The following is an 18,899-nucleotide window of genomic DNA, read 5'->3' as shown; positions in this document are numbered from 1 at the left end:
GGGCACGGCCGCGGCCCGGTCAGTGCTTCAGGAACTCCAGCAGGTCGGCGTTGAGCCGGTCCCGGTGGGTGACGAACAGGCCGTGCCCCGCGTTCGGGTACTCGCGCAGCTCCGCGCCCGGCACGAGTGCGGCGGTGCGCCGGCCGGTGGTCTCGATCGGCGCGGAGGCGTCGGCGGTGCCGTGCACGACGAGCGTGGGCAGGTCGATCCCGGCCAGCGCGAGCCGGTGGTCGTGGTGGAAGGTGGCCGCGAAGAGCTGCGAGGTGGCCCAGGGGGACGCCGACATGCACTGCCGCAGGGTCCAGTCGATCAGTGCGGGGGAGACGTCGTTGCCCAGGTGGGTGGCGTACCAGGTCTGCGCCCGGTCGGCGAACCACTTGGGCCGGTCGGTGGCGAACTGCCGCAGCGTCTCCTGGAGCACGGCCTCGGGCAGCCCCTCCGGGTTGTCGTCGGTGAGTTCGAGGAACGGCAGCACGGCGGCGACGAAGGCCACCCGGGACACGCGTTCCTGTCCGTGCCGGGCCAGGTACCGGGCGACCTCCGCGCCGCCCGTCGAGTGGCCGACCATCGTCACGTCCCGCAGGCCGAGGTGGTCGAGCAGCGCGGCGATGTCGTCGGCGGAGGCGTCCAGGTCGTAGCCCGTCGAGGGGCGCTCGGAACGGCCGTGGCCGCGCCGGTCCAGGGTGACGCAGCGGTAGCCCCGCTCGGTGAAGAAGGGGATCTGGTATTCCCACATGTCGCTGTTCAGCGCCCAGCTGGCGACGAACAGCAGGGGCTCGCCCCGGCCGTAGTCCTCGTAGGCCAGCCGGGTGCCGTCGAAGGTCTCGAAGAACATGGACTCCCCCTCGGTGATGGTCTCGAACCGGGCTCCAGTCTCGGCCGGACGGCCCGGGCGGACCATTCCCTCCCGGGTAATGGCGGTGCGGACCTCGGCGTGGGCGGCGGCCGCGCCCGCGTGTTGCGGCTCCTTGTCGGCTTCGTGAACGCGTCGGCGATCTTCTTGACCGGGGGCCGGCCCGGCTGACAGCGTCCCAGGTCATGAGGACCGTCGCCGCTCTCCGGTGCGTGTGCGCCGCGCTCGTGGCGCGGCGCCATGTCGACCTGTGCCGCCAGTCCAGCGCCGTCTGTCGCTGACCCGCGCCCTCCGCGCCTCTCCCTCTTTCTCTCCCTCTCTTCTCTCCCCTGGATCACGCATGCCCGAGATATCCCGTCGTGTCTTCGGTGGCCTGGTCGGCGGCGGGGCGGTGACGGCTGTCGCCGGTACGTCCGCCACCGCCTCGGCCGCTCCCGCCGAACGCCCGTTCCGGTCCCGCCCCGCCTCCGCCCGCCCGCGCAGACGCCCGAACATCCTGTTCATCCTCGGCGACGACCTCGGGTGGGCCGACCTGTCGTCGTACGGCGCCCCGCACATCCGGACGCCGAACCTGGACCGGCTCGCCGCGCAGGGGGTGCGGTTCACCGACGCCTACTCCGGCTCGGCGACCTGCTCCCCGACCCGGTTCAGCCTCTACACGGGCCGCTATCCGGGCCGCACGAAGGGCGGCCTCGCCGAACCCATCGGCAATCGCACCCAGGGCCTGGACCCGAATCACCCGACCCTCGCCTCGCTGCTGAAGAAGGCCGGCTACGCGACCGCCCTGATCGGCAAGTGGCACTGCGGCTGGCTGCCGGACTACAGCCCCACCAAGTCGGGATGGGACGAGTTCTTCGGCAACTTCGGCGGCGCCCTGGAGTACTTCTCCAAGCTGGGCCAGCTCGGCGACTACGACCTGTACGAGGGCGACGCCACCTACCAGGACCTGCGGTACTACACCACGGTCCTCACCGAGCGCGCCGTCGAGTACGTCGGCCGCGACCACGACAAGCCGTGGCTGCTCAACCTCAACTTCACCACCCCGCACTGGCCGTGGCTGACCGAGGACGACGCGGAGACGGGCGCGGAGATCGCGGCGGAGATCCGGTCGGGGAACGTGCTGGGCGCGCTGCTGCACAACGACGGCGGCTCGGTGGAGAAGTACCGGGAGATGGTCGAGAACCTGGACGCCTCGGTCGGCCGGGTGCTCGCCGCGCTGCGCCGCTCCGGCCAGGAGGAGAACACGCTCGTCGTCTTCGCCAGCGACAACGGCGGCGAGCGCTTCTCCTACCAGTGGCCGCTCAGCGGCGGCAAGTCCGAACTGCTGGAGGGCGGCATCCGGGTGCCGACCGTCCTGCGCTGGCCGGCCGGCGTCGACGCCCGGCAGGTCAGCCACGAGCCCGTCTACTCGCCCGACTGGACGGCCACCCTGCTGGAGCTGGGCGGCGCCCGGCCGGACCCGGCGTACCCGCTCGACGGGCACAGCTTCGCCGGCTACCTGCTGCGCGGCGAGAAGGCGCCCGAGCGCGACCTGTTCTGGCGGGTGCGGGGCAACCGGGCGCTGCGGCGCGGCCACTGGAAGTACTACCGCGACGCGGACGGCCGGAACCACCTGTTCGACCTGGCGGCCGACGCCCGCGAGCAGGCCGACCTCGCCGCCGACCGGCCGGAGCTGCTGGCCGAGCTGAAGTCGGCCTGGGAGAAGGTGGACGCCACGCTGCTGCCGTACCCGGCGGGCTGACGCGGGGGTACGGCACGTCGGCCGGTGCGCTCGACGGCGCACCGGCCGGCGGCCGGTGCCTCCGTACGACCCCCGGGTGCGACGAAAACTCGGTGGGCACTGTCAGTGGTGAACCGTAGGCTCGCTGCTGATGCCCACGACACCTGCCCCCGCCCCGGACTCCGTCGGCAAGCGTTCCGCCGTGCGTTCCCTGCTGCGGCTGTGGCCGTACGTCCGCCCCGTGCGGGCGCGGCTGTCCACCGCCGCGTTCGTCGCGATCCTCGCCTCCTGCGTGGGGCTGGTGATCCCGCTCGTCCTGAAGTGGATGGTGGACGGGCCGGTCGCCGACCGGGACCCGGCGGGCGTGTGGCTCGGCGCGCTGTACCTGCTGCTCCTGGGACTGGCGGAGGCGCTGCTGTTCGGGCTGCGGCGCTGGCTGGTGGCCCGGCCGCTGGCGGGCGTCGAGGCGGGGATGCGGGCGGATCTGTACCGGCATCTGCAGCGGCTGCCGGTCGCCTTCCACGACCGGTGGGCCTCGGGCCAGTTGCTGTCGCGCGGGACGACGGATCTGATGCTGCTGCGCATGTTCCTCGCCTTCCCCCTGACGTTCCTGCTGGTCAACGGTGTCACGATCCTGGTCGGCGTGGGCATCATGCTGGTGCAGGACTGGACGCTGGGGCTGGTCGTCCTCGGACCGGCCATCCCCGTGATGATCACCTGCGCGGTCTTCGAGAAGAAGTACTCCGAGGTGGCGCGGCGCGCGCAGGACCAGGTCGGGGACCTGACGACCGTGGTCGAGGAGAGCGTGCTCGGCATCCGCATCATCAAGGGCTTCGGGCGGCACCGCAGTCAGGCCCGCGCCTTCCACGAGCTGTCGCACACGCTGCGGGGGACGGAGCTGCGCAAGGCGCGGCTGCTGGCGGCCATCTGGGCGGTCATCGTGACGCTGCCGGAGCTGGCGATCGGTGCGGCGCTGGTGGTCGGGGCGGTACAGGTGGCGGACGGCGCGTTGTCGGCGGGGACGCTGGTGGCGTTCCTGTCGACGGCGCTGGCGCTGCGGTGGCCGGTGGAGTCCATCGGGTTCCTGCTGGCGATGAGCCAGGAGGCGGCGACGGCGACGGACCGGTACTTCGAGGTGATGGACGCGGAGGTCGAGGCGCCGGGGGTTGTCGGTGGCCCTGCCTCGGTGCCGGGGGGCAAGGACCGCGGCCCGGCGCCACGGGGTGCCTCCCAGGCACTGGGGGAGACACGACTGCCCGCAGCTACCGCGAGAGCGGGCGGGTTGCGGTTCGAAGGGGTTCGCTTCCGGTATCCCGACGCGCCTCCCGATTCCCCGCCCCTGCTCGACCGGGTCGACCTGCACATCCGGCCCGGTGAGTCCATGGCCCTCGTCGGTGCGACCGGCAGCGGGAAGACGACCCTGACCGCGTTGATCCCCCGGCTGCACGAGGTGACCGAGGGACGGATCACGCTGGACGGCCAGGACATCGCCGACCTGCCCCGCGAGGAGCTGCGCGCCCTGGTCGCCGTGGCCTTCGAGGAGCCCACGCTCTTCTCGGCGAGCGTCGGCGAGAACGTGCTGATGGGGGCCGGTGAGGGCGCCGGCCCCGACGCGCTGGGGCGGGCGCTCGCCGTCGCGCAGGCCGACTTCGCGCACGCCCTGCCGCAGGGCACCGACACCCAGGTCGGCGAGCAGGGCCTCAGCCTGTCCGGCGGGCAGCGGCAGCGCCTCGCGCTCGCCCGGGCCGTGGTCGGAGGACCGAGGTTCCTCGTCCTCGACGACCCGCTGTCCGCCCTGGACGTGCACACGGAGGCCGCCGTCGAGGCCGCCCTGCGCAGGGTGCTCGCGGACACCACCGCGTTGATCGTCGCGCACCGCCCTTCCACGGTCCTGCTCGCCGACCGGGTGGCCCTGCTGTCCCGGGGCCGGATCGCCGCCGTCGGCACCCACCACGAACTGCTGCGCACGAACGCCGAGTACGCCCATCTGATGTCCGGCGCGGGCGAACAGGAGGAAGACCGGCTATGACGGCCCCCCTCACGTCCCCGCCCGCTCCCGGCGAAGCGGAGGATCCGCCCCGGTCCCAGGGCGCGGAGCACACCGGCGACGACTTCGACCGCGACGTCCTGCCCAGCCCGCCGGGCGCCACGGCGGCCCTGCTGCGCTCGCTGCTGGCGCCCCTGCGGGTCCGTGTCGCGGTCACGGTCCTGCTCCTGCTGCTCCAGCAGGCGGCCGTGCAGGCGGGACCGCTCCTGGTGGCGTACGCCATCGACCGTGCTGTGCCGGCCTTCCGCGACCACGACCACGGGCCGCTGATCGCGGTCGGTGCCGGATACCTGCTGTGCTCGCTGACCGCCGGCGCCCTGCAGTACGCGTTCATCGCCGCGTCCGCCCGCGTCAACCAGGACGTGCTGCTGGACCTGAGGGGCCGGATCTTCCGGCACGCGCAGGCGCTCAGCGTCGACTTCCACGAGCGCTACACGTCGGGGCGGCTCATCTCCCGCTCCACCACGGACGTCGAGTCGCTGCGGGAGCTGCTCAGCGAGGGGCTGCAGGAGCTGATCACGGTCATCCTGTCCTTCGTCTACATCTCGGTGATGCTGCTGTGGCTGGACCTCGGCCTCGGCGCGGTAGCGGTGGCCTCGTTCGTGCCGCTGTACGGGCTGGTGCGGATGTACCAGCGGCGCGCGGGGCGCGTGTACCGGCAGCGGTCCACGGCGATCGCGGCGGTGATCGTGAAGTTCGTGGAGACGATGAACGGCATCCGCCCGGTGCGCGCCTTCCGCCGGGAGGCCGCCAACGACGCCGACTTCGCCGTGCTGAACCGGCGGCACGAGCGGACCAACGGCGACGCGCTGCTGGAGATGGCCCGTTACGTCGTCGGCTCCCGGCTGGTCGCCAACACGGCCGTCGCGGGAATCGTGCTGTGGGGTGCCTACCGGGTCGCGGACGGCACGCTGGCGCTCGGTGTGCTGGCGGCGGCGGTGCTGTATCTGCGCCGGCTGTACGACCCGATCGACCGGCTCGGCATGTTCCTGAACTCCTACCAGTCGGCGGCGGCCTCGCTGGAGAAGATCGCCGGGCTGCTGGCCCAGACGCCGTCCGTGCCCGAGCCGGCGACGCCGAGGGAGCTGCCGCCGCCGGTGTCGGAACATCCCGGGCGCGAGGTCGTCTTCGACGGGGTCCGCTTCGGCTACCGCACCGGCGGTGAGGTGCTGCCCCGCTTCGACCTGACGATCCCGGCCGGGCAGACCGTCGCCGTGGTCGGCTCGACGGGCGCGGGCAAGTCGACGCTGGCCAAGCTGCTCGCCCGGTTCTACGACCCCTCCGACGGGCGGGTCCTGCTCGACGGCACCGACCTGCGCGACCTCGCCGTGCCCGAACTGCGGCGCGGGGTGGTGATGGTGACGCAGGAGGCGTTCCTGTTCTCCGGCACGGTCGCCGAGAACATCGCCATCGGGCGTCCGGAGGCGACGCGGGAGGAGATCGAGCGGGCCGCGAAGGCGATCGGCGCCCACGACTTCATCGCCGCGCTGCCCGACGGCTACGACACCGACGTCCGCAAGCGGGGTGGCCGGATCTCCGCCGGGCAGCGGCAACTGGTGGCGTTCGCGCGGGCGTTGCTCGCCGACCCGGCGGTGCTGATCCTGGACGAGGCGACCAGCTCGCTGGACGTCCCCGGTGAGCGGGCGGTGCAGCGGGCCATGGCGACGGTGCTGAAGGGCCGTACGGCGGTGGTGATCGCGCACCGGCTGTCGACGGTGGAGATCGCCGACCGGGTGCTGGTGATGGAGCACGGCCGGATCGTGGAGGACGGCGCCCCGGCCGAACTGATCGCGGGGACGGGGCGGTTCGCGGACCTGCACCGGGCGTGGCGGGACAGTCTCGCGTGAGCGGGGCCGGGGGGTGGCGGACGGGCGGCGCCTCGATCGACGCGTACGAGGATCCCGGCACGCCCGACCGCCGGGGCGGCTGGCGGTATCTGTGGTGGCTGGTCGGGCGGCAGTGGCGGCGCTGTGCGGCGGGGGCGGTGCTCGCCAGCGCCTGGATGGTGCTGCTGGCGGCGACGCCGTACCTGATGGCCCGGGCGGTCGACCACGGGCTGGAGCCCGGTGACCTGGGCGCGCTGGCGGGCTGGACGGGTGCGCTGGCCGCGGCGGGGGTGGTCAACGCCTGGCTGGGCATCCTGCGGCACCGCACGATGACGCGGGTCCGGATGGACGCCAACTTCCGCACGGTCAAGGTCGTCGTCGGGCACGCGACACGGCTCGGCGCGGCGCTGCGGCGGCAGGTGGGGACCGGTGAGGTCGTCACCATCGGGGTGGGCGACGTGCAGACGATCAGCCAGTCGCTGACGGCGGTCGGGCCCGGTGTCGGGGCGATCGTCGCGTACGCGGCGGTCGGCGGTCTGATGCTGTCGGTGTCGGCGCAGCTGGCCCTGGTGGTGCTGCTCGGCGTACCGGCCCTCGGAGTGCTGCTGGGGCCGCTGATGGGCCGGTTGCAGGGCCGGGAGACCGAGTACCGGGAGCGGCAGGGCGTGCTGACGGCGCGGATCGGCGACCTGGCGGGCGGGCTGCGGGTGCTGAACGGGCTGGGCGGCAAGAACCTGGTCGCGGACGCCTTCCGGCGGGACTCGGCGCGGCTGCGCGAGCAGGGGTACCGGGTCGGGGCGGTGACCAGCTGGATCCAGGCCATCGGGGTGGGGCTGCCGATGCTGTTCCTGGGGCTGGTGACCTGGCTGGGCGCCCGGCTGGCCGCGCGCGGCGAGATCAGCGTGGGCGAGCTGGTGTCGGTGTACGGCTATGTCGTGGCGCTGGGCTGGCCGGTGGCGTTCCTGATCGAGATGAGCCACCAGCTGAGCCGGGGCGTGGTGGCCGCCCGCCGCGTGGTCGCGTTCCTGCGGCTGGAGGCCGAGCCGGACGAGGGCACGTGCGACGCCCCGGCGGAGCCGGCGGTGCTGTACGACCCGGCGTCCGGGGTGCGGGTGCCGCCGGGGCGGCTGACCGTGCTGGCCGGGGCCCGGCCGGCCGACGCGGCCGCCGTGATCGACCGCCTCGGCCGGTACGCCCCCTCCGACGTCACGTGGGGTGACGTCCCGCTGGCGGGCATACCGCTGACGCAGGTACGGGAGCGCATCCTGGTGGCGGAGGCGGAGGCCGACCTGTTCGCGGGCACCCTGCGCGAGGTGATCGGCGCCGCCGGACCGCGCGCGCGGGGCGTGCCCACGGAGGGCCACCTGTCCCGGGCCGTCGGCGCGGCCGCCGCCGACGACATCGTCCGAGGCCTGCCCGAAGGGCTGGACACGGCCGTCGCCGCACAGGGCCGCGATCTGTCGGGCGGCCAGCGGCAGCGGGTGCGGCTGGCGCGGGCCCTGGCCGCGGAGCCGGAGGTGCTGCTGGCCGTGGAACCGACGTCGGCCCTGGACGCCCACACCGAGGCGGCGGTGGCGGACCGGCTGCGGGCGGCGCGCGCGGGCCGTACGACCGTACTGGCCTGCACGTCGCCGCTGGTGCTCGACCGGGCGGACGTCGTGCACTACCTCGTCGACGGCAAGGTCGCGGCCTGCGGAAGCCACCGGGAACTGCTCGACGCCGAGCCGGGCTACCGGGAGCTGGTCGCGCGGGACGCCGAGGAAGAGGAGGCCGTGCGATGACCTCGCCGGAGCAGGGGACGCCGGGCCGGCTCCCCGTCGCCGAGCGCGCCGCCGTCCGACGGGCGATGGCCGGCCTGGTGCGCGCCGACGGGCGGGCGTTCGCCGCGCTGCTCGGCCTGAACGCGCTGGCGGCCCTGGCCGGGCTCGCCGGGCCGTGGCTGCTGGGCCGGATCGTCGACGAGGTGCGGGCCGGGGGCGGGGTGGACGCCGTGGACCGGATGGCGCTCGCCATCCTGGTGTGCTCGGCGGCCCAGTTGCTGCTGGCCCGCTGGGCCCGGTACGTGGGGCACCGCTTCGGTGAGCGGACGCTGGCCCGGGTGCGGGAGCGGTTCGTGGACCGGGCGCTGGCGCTGCCCGCGTCCGTGGTGGAACGGGCGGGCACCGGGGACCTGACGACGCGGGGCACGGCCGACGTGACCACCGTCGGGACCACGCTGCGCGACGCCGGCCCGGACCTGCTGGTCAACGCCGTGCAGACGCTGTTCCTCTCCGTCGCGCTGTTCGTGCTCTCCCCGCCGCTCGGCGCCGTCGCGCTGGTGCTGCTGATGCCGATCCGGTGGGCGCTGCGCTGGTATCTGCGCCACGCCCGCGACGGCTATCTCGCCGAGGGTGCGGCCAATTCGGACGTCGCCGAGATCGTCGCCTCGACGGTGGCGGGCGCCCGCACGATCGAGGCCTTCCGGCTGGCCGGGCAGCGGGTCGAGGCGAGCCGCCGGGCGCTGGCGGTCTCGCGGCGCGCCCGGTTCCACACGCTGTATCTGCGCAGCGTGCTCTTCCCGGTGGTCGAGGTGTCGTACGTGGTGCCCGTGGCGGGCGTGCTGCTGACGGGTGGGTTCCTCCACGCGCACGGGATGGTGAGCGTGGGCGCCGTGGTGGCCTGTGCGCTGTATCTCCAGCAGCTGACGGTGCCGCTCGACGAGGTGCTGATGCGGTTCGAGGAACTCCAGCGCAGCGGCGCCTCCTTCGCCCGGGTGGAAGGGCTCGCGCTGGCTCCGCGGGCCGCGGCGGACGACGCGGCGGTGCCGGCGGACGACCGCATCGACGTGTCCGGGGTGCGCTACGCGTACGACCGGGGCGGCGAGGTGCTGCGCGGCGTGGACCTGACCGTGCGGCCGGGTGAGCGGCTGGCCGTCGTCGGGCCGTCCGGGGCGGGCAAGACCACGCTGAGCCGGCTGCTCGCGGGGGTCGACGCGCCGGACGAGGGCTCGGTGACGGTGGGCGGGGTGCCCGTGGTCGCGCTCGCTCCGGAGCGGCTGCGCCGTCAGGTCGTGCTGGTCACCCAGGAGCACCACGTCTTCCTGGGCACGGTTCGCGACAATCTGCTCATCGCCGAACCGGACGCGTTCGACGACGCGTTGTGGGCCGCCCTCCGCGCGGTCGGCGCCGAGGAGTGGGTGCGGGAGCTGCCGGACGGCCTGGGCACCGAGCTGGGCGGCGACGGCAGCCGCGCCGACGGCTCCCGGGCCCAGCAGCTCGCCCTCGCCCGGGTGGTACTGGCCGACCCGCACACGCTGATCCTGGACGAGGCCACCGCCCTGCTGGACCCGACCACGGCCCGGCACACCGAGCGCGCGCTCGCCGCCGTGCTGGAAGGCCGTACGGTCATCGCCATCGCGCACCGGCTGCACACCGCGCACGACGCCGACCGCGTGGCCGTGATGGAGGACGGCCGGCTGACCGAACTCGGCACGCACGACGAGCTGGTGGCGGCCGGTGGAGCCTATGCGGCGCTGTGGGGGTCCTGGCACGGAGAGGCCCGCCGGGACCCCTCCGCCGGCGGTGCGGCGGCGGCCGGCTGACTGAGCGGGCAGTCAGTACGGACCCTCACGGCAACCAATCCGTATATCGAACATGAACGCCCGGACAACGAACGATTTCCGGCCAACTTACTGACGCGGTCCTGACAAGGGTCGAGATCTCCTGCCACTCTTCCCACGGCCGCTCCACAGCGTCCCCACAGCTTCCTCATCAGTGCTGTGCCGCGGCCAGCTCCTTGCACGTGGTTTCTGCGTACCGCCTAGCTCTGCCCGGCCGGCCCACCCGCCGTCCGGTCTCCCCTGGCCGCGCGACCCGCGGCCACGCAGAAGGAGTCAGTGTTGAGCAACAACACTCCCCACAGACGCACCTCCCACACCACGCACCGCCGCGCGGCGGGCGTCGCCCTCGCCGGTGTCGCCGCGCTGATCGCCACGGCCTTCCAGGCCGGCGGCGCCACCGCCGCCCCGCGGCCGGCCCCCGCGCCGGGCGCCGAGTCCGTCAAACTCACCCCGGCCCAGCGCGCGGAGCTGATCCGGGACGCCAACGCCGCCAAGGCGGAGACGGCCGAGGACCTCGGCCTGGGCGCCAAGGAGAAGCTGGTCGTCCGGGACGTGGTCAAGGACCGCGACGGCACGCTGCACACCCGCTACGAGCGGACCTACGACGGGCTGCCCGTCCTCGGCGGCGACCTCGTCGTCACCACCGCCGCGTCCGGGAAGACCGAGAAGGTCGTGAAGGCCACGGCCAAGGCCATCAAGCCGGCCACCGTGACGCCGAAGATCACCGCCGCGAAGGCCGAGCAGCAGGCGGTCTCCGCCGCGAAGGCCGCCGGAGCCGAGCAGCCGGACGCCGACCGCGCCCCGCGCAAGGTCATCTGGGCGGGCAACGGCACGCCGGTCCTGGCGTACGAGACGGTCGTGGGCGGCCTCCAGGAGGACGGCACGCCGAACGAGCTGCACGTCGTCACCGACGCGGCCACCGGCGCCAAGCTGTACGAGTACCAGGCGATCCACGAGGGCACCGGCAACACCATGTACAGCGGCACGGTGACGCTGGGCACCGCGCAGTCCGGGTCGTCGTACACGCTGACCGACACGGCGCGCGGCAACCACAAGACGTACAACCTCAACCGCGGCACCTCCGGCACCGGCACGCTCTTCTCCGGCCCCGACGACACGTGGGGCAACGGCAGCGCGTCCAACACGGAGACCGCCGCCGCCGACGCCCACTACGGCGCCGCGCTGACCTGGGACTACTACAAGAACGTCCAGGGCCGCTCCGGCATCCGCGGTGACGGCGTGGGCGCGTACTCCCGGGTCCACTACGGCAACAACTACGTCAACGCCTTCTGGTCGGACAGCTGCTTCTGCATGACGTACGGCGACGGTTCGGGCAACACCCACCCGCTGACGTCCATCGACGTGGCCGCGCACGAGATGACCCACGGCATCACCTCCAACACCGCGGGCCTCAACTACAGCGGCGAGTCCGGCGGTCTGAACGAGGCCACCTCGGACATCTTCGGCTCCTCGGTCGAGTTCTACGCGAACAACTCCTCGGACGTCGGTGACTACCTCATCGGCGAGGAGATCGACATCAACGGGGACGGCAGCCCGCTGCGCTACATGGACAAGCCGAGCAAGGACGGCGCGTCCAAGGACTCCTGGTACTCCGGCCTCGGCGGGATCGACGTCCACTACTCGTCGGGACCGGCGAACCACTTCTTCTACCTGCTGAGCGAGGGCAGCGGCACCAAGACCATCAACGGTGTCACCTACAACTCGCCCACCTCGGACGGTCTTCCGGTCACCGGCATCGGCCGCGCCAAGGCGGAGAAGATCTGGTTCCGCGCGCTGACCACGAAGTTCACGTCGACCACCAACTACGCGGGCGCCCGTACCGGCACCCTCGCGGCGACCGGTGAGCTGTACGGCACCGACAGCGCCGAGTACAAGGCGGTCCAGGACGCGTGGGCGGCCATCAACGTCGGCTCGCGCTCGGGCGGCGGTGGCGGTGGTGGCGGCACGACCGTCGAGAACACCGCCAACGTGAACATCCCCGACTACGGGTCCGCGGTGACCTCCTCGATCACGGTCTCCGGCCGCACCGGCAACGCGCCGAGCAACCTCCAGGTGGGCGTGGACATCGTGCACACCTGGCGCGGTGACCTGCAGATCGACCTGGTCGCCCCGGACGGGTCGACGTACCGCCTGAAGAGCAGCGGCTACGACCCGGCGGCGGACGTGCACGAGACCTACACGGTCAACGCCTCGTCGGAAACGGCCAACGGCACCTGGAAGCTGCGTGTCCAGGACCTGGGCCCGGCGGACACCGGCTACATCGACGCCTGGCGCCTCACCTTCCCGTAGGCCCGCCGGCCCGTCCGCGGGTCCGCACCGGTCCCGCCACAGTCAGGGCGCCGTCCCCGGAGGTTCGACTCCCGGGGGCGGCGCCCTCCCCACGACCGCCCTCTTTTTGCCAAGCCCATACGCGGACGGGGTTGCGGTTTTGCCGAGGTCACACGGGTTCACGTTTCCGCAACATTCACCCGGACGTCGATTTCCGGCCAACATCATTCGACCCTCCTGACATGTACGCGGCACGGGTGCCACTCTTCCCTCACCCGCCGCACAACTTCGCAGTCAACGCCGGCCGGCCACCCCACGCCGACCGGACTCCCCCACCGAAGGAGCTTGTGTGTCCTCCCTCTTCGCTCGCCACAAGCGCAGCACGCTGGCCGTCGCCACCGCCGTCGCGGCCGGCGCCCTGCTCACCACCGGCCTGACCGCCGGCAGCGCCACCGCCGACACCTCCGCGCCGCGGGCCCTGCCGGGCGCCCCGGTGCTGCTGTCGGACTCCGCCCGCACCGCGCTCATCCAGGAGCAGCAGCACTCCGCTGCCGCGACGGCCCAGCAGATAGGCCTCGGCGCGAAGGAGAAGCTCGTCGTCAAGGACGTCGTCCGGGACGTCGACGGCACCGTCCACACCCGCTACGAGCGCACCTACGAGGGGCTGCCCGTCCTCGGCGGCGACCTCGTCGTGCACCAGGCGAAGTCCGGCGCCACCCAGGGCGTGACCAGAGCGACGAACGCCGCCATCAAGGTCGCCACCGTGACGCCGAAGATCGCCGCGGACAGGGCCGAGCAGCAGGCGCTGGTCGCCGCGAAGGACGCCGGGTCGTCGAAGACCGCGGCCGACTCCGCGCCCCGCAAGGTGATCTGGGCGGCCGACGGCAAGCCGGTCCTCGCCTACGAGACCGTCGTCGGCGGCCTCCAGGACGACGGCACCCCCAACGAGCTGCACGTCATCACCGACGCCGCCACCGGCGCCAAGCTGCACGAGTACCAGGGCATCGAGACGGGCTCCGGCAAGAGCCTGTACTCGGGCACGGTCACCCTCGGCACCTACAAGTCGGGCACGACGTACCAGCTGTACGACACGGGACGCGGCGGCCACAAGACGTACAACCTGGCCCGCAAGACCTCCGGCACCGGCACCCTGTTCACCGACGCCGACGACGTGTGGGGCACCGGCACCGCCTCCAGCTCCTCCACCGACCAGACGGCCGCCGTGGACGCCGCCTACGGCGCGCAGGTCACCTGGGACTTCTACAAGAACACCTTCGGCCGCAACGGCATCAAGAACGACGGCAAGGCCGCCTACTCCCGGGTCCACTACGGCAACCAGTACGTCAACGCCTTCTGGTCCGACAGCTGCTTCTGCATGACCTACGGCGACGGCTACGGCAACACCAGCCCGCTGACCTCGCTGGACGTGGCCGGGCACGAGATGAGCCACGGCGTCACCTCCAACACCGCGGGCCTCAACTACAGCGGCGAGTCCGGCGGCCTCAACGAGGCGACCAGCGACATCTTCGGCACCGGCGTGGAGTACTACGCGGCCAACTCCGCCGACAAGGGCGACTACCTCATCGGCGAGAAGATCGACATCAACGGCGACGGCACCCCGCTGCGCTACATGGACAAGCCCAGCAAGGACGGCGCGTCCAAGGACTACTGGTCCTCCAGCCTCGGCAGCGTCGACGTGCACTACTCGTCGGGCCCGGCGAACCACTTCTTCTTCCTGCTCGCCGAGGGCAGCGGAGCGAAGACCGTGGACGGGGTCAGCTACAACTCCCCGACGTACAACGGCTCCACCGTCACCGGCATCGGCCGCGCCAAGGCGCTGCAGATCTGGTACAAGGCGCTGACCACGTACATGACGTCGACGACCAACTACAAGGCCGCCCGCACGGCGACCCTGAACGCGGCCTCGGCCCTGTACGGCTCGACCAGCACCGAGTACAAGGCGGTGGCCGCGGCCTGGACCGCGGTCAACGTGAGCTGACCGGTACCGGCACGAGCACCGGCACCACGGGCGGCACCCGGAACCACTGGTTCCCGGGTGCCGCCCTACTCTTGGTGCCCATGTCCTTCACGTACGACGACGTCGGCGCCACCCGCGAGCAGGACCACTGCCCGCCCGGCTTCCGCCCCATGCACGTACGCACGCGCCTCGGGGAGGGCGAGCCGGTGTTCCGGCGGGCGGCCGAGGCCGTGCTCACCTGGGAGATGCACCGGGCGATGGGCGTCGGCATCGACGCGAGCGCGGACCGTGCCGCACCCGGCGTCGACGTCACCGTCACCCTCGCCGGGATGATCAAGGCGCCCTGCCGGGTGGTGTGGACGCTGGAGGAGCACCGCCGGGCCGGCTGGGCGTACGGCACCCTGCCCGGCCATCCCGAGTCCGGCGAGGAGGCCTTCGTCGTGGACCGCACCGGCGACGGCACGGTCTGGCTGACCGTGACCGCGTTCAGCCGCCCGGCCAAGTGGTACGCGAAGGCGGGCGGACCGGCGACCCGGGGATTCCAGCACGCCTACGCCCGCCGCTGCGGCACCGTCCTGCGGCGGCTGAGCGGCGGCGAGGACGAGGACTGACCCCCGCCCCGCCGCCGCCCCGGGCGCTCCCGGGGGCGCTCACCTCATCAGCAGCCCCGCCGCCTCCCCCAGCTCGTCCGACGGCACCGCGACCAGCCCCGCCTCCGCACCGGACGCCAGCAGCCGGTGCGCGGGCAGGATGCGGACCGTGTAGCCGAAGGGGCCGGTGCGGTCCAGGGCGAGCGGGCCCTCGTACACCCAGCGGCCCTCCAGGTCGGGGCCGCCCACCGGTTTCAGCGGCACGGTCGCCGCGTCCGTGATGCGGTCCTCGGAGTCCACCCGGCCGGAGACCGCCTGGACCTCCACGTCGTCCGGGGCGAGGTCGCCGAGGTTCACCCGCACTCGCAGGCCGAGCGTCGTGCCGAGCTCCGCCGTGGCGGCGGGCGCGGACGTCTCGACGTGGTCGACGCTCACCCCGGGCCAGGCCGCCCGCAGCCGGGTCTTCCACTCGGCGAGCGCCCGGGCGGCGTCCGGGTCCATCGCGCGGTGCGCCTCGGCCGCCGGGGCGTACAGCCGCTCGACGTACTCCCTGACCATGCGGCCGGCCAGCACCTTCGGGCCGAGCAGGCTCAGGGTCCTGCGGACCATCTCGATCCACCGGTCGGGCAGCCCGCTCGCGCCCCGCTCGTAGAAGCGGGGGGTGATCCGCTGCTCCAGCAGGTCGTAGAGGGCGGCGGCCTCTATGGCGTCGCGCCGGTCGGCGTCGGTTCCGGCGCCGTCGGCGGTGGGGATGGCCCAGCCGAAGTCCGGCTGGTACCACTCGTCCCACCAGCCGTCCAGCACCGACAGGTTGAGGCAGCCGTTGAGCGCCGCCTTCATGCCGCTGGTCCCGCACGCCTCCAGGGGGCGCAGGGGGTTGTTCAGCCAGATGTCGCAGCCCGGGTAGAGCTTCTGCGCCATCGCCATGCCGTAGTCGGGCAGGAAGACGATGCGGTGCCGCACCCGCGGGTCGTCCGCGAACCGCACCAGCTCCTGCACCAGCCGCTTGCCGCCGTCGTCCGCCGGGTGCGCCTTGCCGGCGACGACGATCTGGATCGGCCGCTCGGGATGCAGCAGCAGCTCCATCAGCCGGTCCCGGTCGCGCAGCATCAGCGTGAGGCGCTTGTACGACGGGACGCGCCGCGCGAATCCGATGGTGAGCACGTCCGGGTCGAGGACGTCGTCGATCCAGCCCAGCTCGGCCGTCCCCGCGCCGCGCTGCCGCCAGGAGGCGCGCAGCCGCTCGCGCACCTCGGTCACCAGCTGCTCGCGCAGGGTGCGGCGCAGCTCCCAGATGTCCTGGTCGGGGATGTCGGCGACGGAGTCCCAACGGTCCGAGCCGCCGACGGTCAGGGCGTCCTCGGCGCGCTGCACGCCGATCTGCCGGGCGCCGAGCCGGAACACCTCGGGGGCGACCCAGGTCGGGGCGTGCACGCCGTTGGTGACGGAGGTGATCGGCACCTCCTCGGCGTCGAAGCCGGGCCACAGTCCGGAGAACATCTCCCGGCTGACGCCGCCGTGCAGCAGGGAGACGCCGTTGGCGCGCTGGGCCAGACGCAGGCCCATCACGGCCATGTTGAACAGGTTGGGCTCGCCGCCGGGGTAGGTCTCCATGCCGAGCCGCAGGACGCGCTCGACGTCGATGCGCGGGAGTTCGGCGCCGGGTCCGAAGTGGCGGGCGACCAGTTCGCGGTCGAAGCGGTCGATGCCGGCCGGGACGGGCGTGTGCGTGGTGAAGACGGTGCCCGCCCGGACCGCCTCCAGCGCGGAGTCGAACTCCAGTCCCTGGTCGCAGAGTTCGGCGATGCGCTCCAGGCCCAGGAACCCGGCGTGGCCCTCGTTGGTGTGGAACACCTCCGGTTCGGGGTGGCCGGTGAGCCGGCAGTACGTCCGTACCGCCCGGACACCTCCTATGCCGAGCAGCATCTCCTGGAGGAGCCGGTGTTCGCTGCCGCCGCCGTAGAGCCGGTCGGTGACGCCGCGTTCGCCGAGGTCGTTCTCCTCGACGTCCGAGTCGAGGAGCAGCAGCGGCACCCGGCCGACCTGGGCCAGCCAGATCCGGGCCCGCAGCTCCCGGCCGCCGGGCAGGGCGAGGGCGACGCGGGCGAGGGTGCCGTCGGGCTCCTTGAGCAGGGCCAGCGGCAGCTCGTGGGGGTCGAGGACGGGATAGTGCTCCTGCTGCCAGCCGTCCCGGGACAGGGACTGCCGGAAGTAGCCGTGCCGGTAGAGCAGGCCGACCCCGACGAGCGGCACCCCGAGGTCGCTGGCCGCCTTCAGGTGGTCGCCGGCCAGGATGCCGAGGCCGCCGGAGTACTGGGGCAGGGCGGCGGTGATGCCGAACTCGGGTGAGAAGTAGGCGACGGCGGCGGGCAGTCGGCCCGGCTGGACCTGGTACCAGCGGTCGCCGGTCATGTAGTGGTCGAGGTCGTCGGCCACCGCGGCCAGCCGGCGCAGGAACCGGCGGTCCTCGGCCAGCTCCGCCAGGCGCGCGGGCGGAACGGTGCCGAGCAGCCGCACCGGGTCGCGGCCGGACTCGGCCCAGCATCCGGGGTCGACGGACTGGAAGAGGTCGCGGGTCTCCGCGTGCCAGGACCAGCGCAGATTGCGGGCCAGATCGCTGAGGGGCCTCAGGGGGTCGGGGAGAACGGGACGGACGGTCAGTCGACGGATCGCCTTCACACTCCACCTCTGCGCGTTCGCTCGATTGGACGGGGTGTGCGTTACCTCGTCGCTTATGACGTTACCGGCGTTGCTCTGTCCCCCGCTGGGAGCTTCGCCCCATGAACCCCCGATCGGCTTGAACGGCCTCGTCCTCGAACGCCGGACGGGCCGATACGCACCGGCGTGTCGATATGGCCGGATCTTTCCCCATCGGCCTCCTTGTGACATGTCGCCCCGCACGAAAAGCTGCACATGTCGCGGAGGCACTGATTGCGGGAGCGACGCGCGGGAAGGCGTTCGAACGGGACCCGCCGCATGTGTCGACATACGCGCGAGTAGTTAACAAAGTGCCGGATTGCCCACCCGAACAGCAGGGGAAGGCTCCTGCGGTACACCCCACACAGCACGCCCCGCAGGCCCACCTCCCCAGAGTCATCCGCCCACCCTCGTTGACGCGGACAGGAGCGGTCATGCCCGCCACGCACCACTCGTCATCCCCCACCGCACCCGGCACCGGAGCGGTCCCCGCGCGCCCGGCCGAGGCCGGGCCGCCGGCCCCGGAACCATCCTCGGCCGAGGACTCCACCGTCGTCGGGCGCATTCCCGTCCTCGACGTGCGCCCCGTCGTCCGGGGCGGGCGCCGCCCCGCCAAGGCCGTGACCGGCGAGGCGTTCGAGATATCGGCCACCGTGTTCCGGGAGGGGCACGACGCGGTCGCGGCCAACGTCGTCCTCAGAGATCCACGGGGCCGGCCGGGCCCGTGGACGCCGATGCGGGAGCTGGCTCCGGGCACCGACCGCTGGGGGGCCACGGTGAGCGCCGGGGAGCCCGGCCTGTGGTCGTACACCGTCGAGGCGTGGGGTGACCCGGTCACCACCTGGCGGCACCACGCGCGGATCAAGATCCCGGCCGGCATGGACACGGAGCTCGTCCTGGAGGAGGGCGCGCGGCTGTACGAGCGCGCCGCGGCGGACGTGCCGGAGAGCCGGGGGCGCACCCGGCTCCTCGCCGCCGTCGACGCGCTGCGGGACGACACACGCCCGGCCGCTTCCCGGCTGGCGGCGGCGTTGACGCCGGAGGTGGACGCGGTGCTGGCCCGGCATCCGCTGCGGGAGCTGGTCACCACCTCCGACCCGCTGTCCCTGCTGGTCGAGCGGGAACGCGCCCTGTACGGCTCCTGGTACGAGTTCTTCCCCCGCTCCGAGGGCACCGAGGACCAGCCCCACGGAACCTTCCGCACCGCCGCCCGCCGGCTGCCCGCGATCGCCGCGATGGGCTTCGACGTCGTCTACCTGCCCCCGGTCCACCCCATCGGCACCACCTTCCGCAAGGGCCGC

At 73.0% G+C, this 18,899-nt stretch carries 12 protein-coding genes; 10 read left to right on the top strand and 2 right to left on the bottom strand.

Going from position 1 to position 18,899, the window contains the following annotated elements; translation table 11 throughout:
- Positions 1-19: 19 nt before the first annotated feature.
- Positions 20-835, bottom strand: coding sequence for an alpha/beta fold hydrolase (locus IEZ05_RS33525; RefSeq protein WP_189234082.1), 816 nt, complete (start codon positions 833-835; stop codon positions 20-22).
- A 203-nt stretch (positions 836-1,038) separates the two neighbouring features.
- Between IEZ05_RS33525 and IEZ05_RS37160 the strand changes: the two genes are divergently transcribed.
- The 9 genes from IEZ05_RS37160 to IEZ05_RS33485 all read left to right on the top strand — a co-directional run bounded on the left by IEZ05_RS37160 (position 1,039) and on the right by IEZ05_RS33485 (position 14,922).
- Positions 1,039-1,134 (top strand): putative leader peptide, encoded by a 96-nt coding sequence (locus IEZ05_RS37160; protein ID WP_373298898.1) that lies wholly within the window; start codon positions 1,039-1,041, stop codon positions 1,132-1,134.
- A 59-nt stretch (positions 1,135-1,193) separates the two neighbouring features.
- Positions 1,194-2,594: a sulfatase family protein gene (locus IEZ05_RS33520; RefSeq protein WP_189234081.1), complete on the top strand. Its 1,401-nt coding sequence runs from the start codon at positions 1,194-1,196 to the stop codon at positions 2,592-2,594.
- Positions 2,595-2,724: 130 nt separating this feature from the next.
- Positions 2,725-4,602, top strand: a complete 1,878-nt coding sequence (locus tag IEZ05_RS33515) for an ABC transporter ATP-binding protein (RefSeq protein WP_189234080.1) — start codon at positions 2,725-2,727, stop codon at positions 4,600-4,602.
- On the top strand, positions 4,599-6,467 hold the full coding sequence (locus IEZ05_RS33510) for an ABC transporter ATP-binding protein (protein WP_189234079.1): 1,869 nt from the start codon (positions 4,599-4,601) through the stop codon (positions 6,465-6,467). The genes IEZ05_RS33515 and IEZ05_RS33510 overlap by 4 nt, the downstream gene beginning before the upstream one ends.
- On the top strand, positions 6,464-8,227 hold the full coding sequence (locus IEZ05_RS33505) for an ABC transporter ATP-binding protein (protein ID WP_229869974.1): 1,764 nt from the start codon (positions 6,464-6,466) through the stop codon (positions 8,225-8,227). The genes IEZ05_RS33510 and IEZ05_RS33505 overlap by 4 nt, the downstream gene beginning before the upstream one ends.
- A complete protein-coding gene (locus IEZ05_RS33500; RefSeq protein WP_189234078.1) occupies positions 8,224-10,026 on the top strand; it encodes an ABC transporter ATP-binding protein in 1,803 nt (600 codons plus the stop codon). Before IEZ05_RS33505 ends, IEZ05_RS33500 begins: the two co-directional genes overlap by 4 nt.
- Before the next feature lie 297 nt (positions 10,027-10,323).
- A complete protein-coding gene (locus IEZ05_RS33495; protein ID WP_189234077.1) occupies positions 10,324-12,354 on the top strand; it encodes a M4 family metallopeptidase in 2,031 nt (676 codons plus the stop codon).
- A 328-nt stretch (positions 12,355-12,682) separates the two neighbouring features.
- Positions 12,683-14,332, top strand: a complete 1,650-nt coding sequence (locus IEZ05_RS33490) for a M4 family metallopeptidase (protein ID WP_189234076.1) — start codon at positions 12,683-12,685, stop codon at positions 14,330-14,332.
- Between the two features lie 80 nt (positions 14,333-14,412).
- Positions 14,413-14,922, top strand: a complete 510-nt coding sequence (locus IEZ05_RS33485; protein ID WP_189234075.1) for a DUF1990 family protein — start codon at positions 14,413-14,415, stop codon at positions 14,920-14,922.
- Positions 14,923-14,961: 39 nt separating this feature from the next.
- Here IEZ05_RS33485 and IEZ05_RS33480 read toward each other — a convergent pair whose 3' ends face one another.
- Positions 14,962-17,580, bottom strand: coding sequence for a glycosyltransferase family 1 protein (locus IEZ05_RS33480; RefSeq protein WP_189234074.1), 2,619 nt, complete (start codon positions 17,578-17,580; stop codon positions 14,962-14,964).
- Positions 17,581-18,032: 452 nt separating this feature from the next.
- Between IEZ05_RS33480 and IEZ05_RS33475 the strand changes: the two genes are divergently transcribed.
- Positions 18,033-18,899: maltotransferase domain-containing protein (locus IEZ05_RS33475; RefSeq protein ID WP_189234073.1), on the top strand; the 867-nt coding region annotated here is incomplete at its 3' end.

It is taken from the genome of Streptomyces flaveolus (assembly GCF_014648815.1).
Classification (GTDB): Bacteria; Actinomycetota; Actinomycetes; order Streptomycetales; family Streptomycetaceae; genus Streptomyces; species Streptomyces flaveolus.
The sequence above is the reverse complement of the archived record's forward strand: the minus strand, read 5'-3'. Positions and strand labels throughout refer to the sequence as shown.